Genomic DNA, 4,281 nt, shown 5'->3' with positions numbered 1-4,281 from the left:
AGATCTTTGCAATAGTGCCATCCTTTTCAAAAATAATCCGCAGCTTTTATAATCCGGGTTAATCCGGTGACGTTATTTGCCATAATCAGGGAACCCTTTGCGATGTTGAACGTCAATGTCTGGGTAGCGCACATTTTGCAAAACCACAGAATCTATTGGCGCTTTCTGGTATGCTTGCGGCGCTTTGCTAACAAGAGGCTTCATGTTGTCTATGTCAGGTTGGCGTAATTTATATTATAACTTATTGAATCTACCAGTTAAATTTCAGGTAAAAAGCAAGGCGATCCCAGCCGAACCGGCTGTCGAGCTCGGGCTGGATACGTCGCGCCCTATTATGTATGTACTGCCTTATGATTCAAAAGCCGATCTCCTTGCACTGCGAGAGCAGTGCCGCAAACAGGATCTCCCCGATCCGCTGGAACCGCTGGAGATAGACGGGGCCGTTTTGCCACGTCATGTGTTTATCCATGATGGCCCACGCGTCTTCCCCTATTTCGTGCCGAATCTTGAGTCAGTCAAGCTGTTCCATGAATATCTCGACCTACACCGCAGCCATCCGGACTTGGATGTGCAGATGGTACCGGTATCGGTGATGTTTGGGCGCTCGCCGGGCCGCGAGGTTCAAGGCGACGCACAGCCGCATCTGCGGATGCTGAACGGCATTCAGAAGTTCTTTGCGGTGCTATGGCTGGGCCGCGACAGCTTTGTGCGCTTCTCGCCGATGGTCTCTTTACGCTATATGGCCACCGAGCACGGCACCGACAAAATTATCGCCCAGAAGCTGGCACGCGTGGCGCGTATGCACTTTGCCCGCCAGCGTCTGGCTGCCGTCGGGCCACGTCTGCCGGTGCGTCAGGACCTGTTCAATAAGCTGCTGCAGTCAAAAGCGATCGCCAAGGCGGTGGAGGATGAAGCGCGCAGTAAGAAAATCTCCCATGAGCAAGCCCAGCAGAACGCCGTTGAGCTGATGAAAGAGATTGCTGCCGACTTCTCCTACGAAGCGATTCGCCTCACCGATCGCATTATGTGCTGGACCTGGAGCAAGCTGTATCAGGGCATCAACGTTAATGGCGGCGAGCGCGTGCGCCAGCTGGCGCAGGACGGGCACGAAATTGTTTACGTCCCCTGCCACCGCAGCCATATGGACTACCTGCTGCTCTCTTACGTACTATATCACGAGGGTCTGGTGCCGCCGCATATCGCTGCCGGTATTAATCTGAACTTCTGGCCAGCTGGTCCGATCTTCCGCCGCTTGGGTGCGTTCTTTATTCGCCGCACCTTTAAGGGCAACAAGCTCTACTCCACGGTGTTCCGTGAGTATCTCGGCGAGCTGTTTACCCGTGGCTATTCAGTGGAGTATTTTGTTGAGGGTGGCCGTTCACGTACCGGTCGCCTGCTCGACCCGAAAACCGGTACACTGTCGATGACCATTCAGGCGATGCTGCGCGGCGGTAATCGCCCAATCACCTTGGTGCCAATCTACATCGGTTACGAGCACGTGATGGAAGTGGGGACTTATGCCAAAGAGCTGCGCGGTGCGACTAAAGAGAAAGAGGGCTTTATGTCGATGGTGCGCGGGCTGCGTAAGCTGCGCAACCTCGGTCAGGGCTACGTTAACTTCGGTGAGCCGCTGCCGCTGGTCTCCTACCTTAACCAGCAGGTGCCGGAGTGGCGTAGCGCGATTGACCCTATCGAAGCCCAGCGCCCGGCGTGGCTGACCCCGACCGTCAACGATATCGCCCAGAAAGTGATGGTGCGCATCAACAACGCTGGTGCCGCTAACGCCATGAACCTGTGCGTGACCGCGCTGCTGGCCTCGCGCCAGCGTTCGATGACGCGTGAACAGCTGACTGAACAGCTCGACTGCTATATCCAGCTGCTGCGCAACGTGCCCTACTCGCCGAATTCCTCCGTGCCGGATATGACGCCGGAAGCGCTGCTGGAACATGCGCTGAGCATGAATAAGTTCGAGCTGGAGCAGGACAGCATCGGTGAGATCGTCATTCTGCCGCGCGAGCAGGCGGTGCTGATGACTTATTACCGCAACAATATTCATCACATGCTGGTACTGCCGTCGCTGATTGCCGCGATTCTGATGCAGCACCGCGAGATCGATCGCGTCGAATTGCTGCGCCAGCTAAGCGTGGTTTATCCGATGCTGAAGACCGAGCTGTTCCTGCGCTGGGATATTGCAAAACTGCCTGCGGTGCTGGATGCGCTGGTCGCGGAGATGGCACGTCAGGGGCTGCTGAATGCCGATGAAACCACGCTGCGCCTGAGCCCGGGTCGTTTCTGCACGCTGCAGCTGCTGGCGGCTGGCGTCCGTGAAACCCTGCAGCGTTACGCGATTACCTTTTCTATCCTCAGCGCTAACCCTGCGATTAACCGCGGCACGCTGGAGAAAGAGAGCCGCACCATGGCCCAGCGCCTGTCGGTACTGCACGGGATTAACGCGCCGGAGTTCTTTGATAAAGCGGTGTTTATTTCACTGGTGCTGACGCTGCGTGATGAGGGCTATATCAGTGATTCTGGCGACGCCCAGGTCGAGTGCACGCAGCAGGTTTATCAGCTGCTGGCCGAGCTGATTACTCAGGAAGTACGGATGACGATTGAGAGCGCGGTCGTGCACGACTGACGGCAGGATCTGCGGACACCCGATCCGCGTAGAAGATCGGCCCTTGGGCCTGATAAAAATTTGCTACTGCCAGATGCTTAGCACCACGCCGACAAACAGCGTGAAGCCTACCCAGTTATTATTGAGAAACGCCTTAAAGCACAGCTCGCGCCGGCGATTGGCGGTCAGCTTCTGTTGATAAACAAACAACCCCGCCGCCACCAACATCGACCAGTAGAAAGCACTGCCCAGCCCGGCACGCATGCCAACCAGCGCCAGCAGGCCCAGCGCCGCCAGCTGCAGCACACCGTTAATCAGATTGTCGAAGCGCCCAAACATGATCGCCGTCGATTTCACGCCGATCTTCAGGTCGTCATCGCGGTCGATCATCGCATATTGCGTGTCATAGGCCACGGTCCAGCAGATATTGGCAAGGAACAGCAGCCAGCAGCTCAGCGGCACGCTGCCGCTCACTGCCACCCAGCCCATCGGGATCGACCAGCCAAACGCCGCACCGAGCACCACCTGCGGCAGATGGGTATGGCGCTTCATAAACGGGTACATCCACGCCAGCGCCAAGCCACCGAATGATAGCCAGATAGTCAGGCGGTTCATGGTCAGCACCAGCGCAAAGGAGATTAGCAGCAGCACTGCAAACAGCACTTTGGCCTCTTTACTGCTGACCGCGCCGCTCGGCAGTGGACGCCCGCGCGTGCGCTTAACGTGCCCGTCGATTTTACGGTCGGCAAAGTCATTCACCACGCAGCCCGCGGCGCGCATAAAGAACACGCCCAGCACGAACACCAGCAGCACATTGAGCGGCGGCATCTGCATGCCGGACAGCCACAGCCCCCACAGCGTTGGCCACAGCAGCAGCAGCGAGCCAATCGGTTTATCGATGCGCATCAGGCGGCTATATGCCGACAGCTTACTCATTGTCAACGTTCTCTCCATGCTACTTTGCCTTAAGACTGGCGTAGAGTGGTGAAGGCGGTAAAAACAGTTCAGTCAACAGCAACGGTTTGCCCGCCAGCCGCAAGCGCGAGCGCCGTCCCCACAGTTCTGCACTGTAACCCACGTCAATAAAATCACGCGTCAGGGTCGAGGTGGCAAACAGATAGCGCCCGAGCGGTACGGTGCCGAGCTGCTGGAGCTTTTGCTCCGGGCCGTTGATGATCGATTCCGGCACTAGGGTTCGCGCCACCAGCCACGGCACGCCATCGCCGCACAGCTCGATTTCCCGCAGCCAATATTGAGACTCTTCCGGCAGCAGCGCCGCATCCTCTCCAGCTTCCTCAGCGCCGATAAACCTTTCACGCAGCAGGTTAACCGTCACGCGCTGACAGTGACGCTCAAAGCGGCGGGTCATGGAATCAGCTTCCATCAGCCAGTCGAGCAGGGGGGCGGTTAGCAGGGGTGATGAGTTCCGTGGCCAGTTGATCGCGCGCAACAGCGACAGCGCGTTATCAGCCATAACACTTCTCCGTAAAACTTTTGATGCCTGAGTGTATCGCACACCTAGGGGGCAAACCTATCAAAGCGCGGTAAAAGTGAGGCATATTGTCAGTAAAAGAGTGAAAAAAGGTGTCCCCGATAACGCAGCGCACCAGTCATCCCGCCACAATAGCCGTGCGGGGTTTCACGCCGTCCAATGGCATTCGGTTAAG

Annotated in this window: 3 protein-coding genes; 1 reads left to right on the top strand and 2 read right to left on the bottom strand. The window is 57.2% G+C overall.

Annotated features, from left to right (window positions below; genetic code table 11):
• Nucleotides 1-211: 211 nt before the first annotated feature.
• Nucleotides 212-2,635 (top strand): glycerol-3-phosphate 1-O-acyltransferase PlsB, encoded by a 2,424-nt coding sequence (plsB, locus tag BBW68_RS11585; RefSeq protein WP_070135484.1) that lies wholly within the window; start codon nucleotides 212-214, stop codon nucleotides 2,633-2,635.
• A 63-nt stretch (nucleotides 2,636-2,698) separates the two neighbouring features.
• On the opposite strand, the gene ubiA is transcribed toward plsB, so the two are convergent.
• Both ubiA and ubiC read right to left on the bottom strand, forming a co-directional pair.
• Nucleotides 2,699-3,568 carry a 4-hydroxybenzoate octaprenyltransferase gene (ubiA, locus tag BBW68_RS11580; RefSeq protein WP_070135483.1) on the bottom strand — a complete coding sequence of 290 codons (870 nt, stop codon included), beginning with the start codon at nucleotides 3,566-3,568 and terminating at the stop codon, nucleotides 2,699-2,701.
• Between the two features lies 1 nt (nucleotide 3,569).
• Entirely contained in the window at nucleotides 3,570-4,088 is a 519-nt protein-coding gene (gene ubiC / locus BBW68_RS11575) for a chorismate lyase (protein WP_070135482.1), read from the bottom strand.
• Nucleotides 4,089-4,281: the final 193 nt, after the last annotated feature.

Source organism: Candidatus Erwinia dacicola (assembly GCF_001756855.1).
GTDB lineage: Bacteria > Pseudomonadota > Gammaproteobacteria > Enterobacterales > Enterobacteriaceae > Erwinia > Erwinia dacicola.
Note: the sequence above shows the minus strand (reverse complement) of the source record. Positions and strands in the feature narration are given on the sequence as shown.

Excerpts from the sequence above, each read along its gene's own strand:
- ubiC (WP_070135482.1), bottom strand. The coding sequence starts at position 4,088 with ATGGCTGATAACGCGCTGTCGCTGTTGCGCGCGATCAACTGGCCACGG.
- ubiA (WP_070135483.1), bottom strand. The coding sequence starts at position 3,568 with ATGGAGAGAACGTTGACAATGAGTAAGCTGTCGGCATATAGCCGCCTG.
- plsB (WP_070135484.1), top strand. The coding sequence starts at position 212 with ATGTCAGGTTGGCGTAATTTATATTATAACTTATTGAATCTACCAGTT.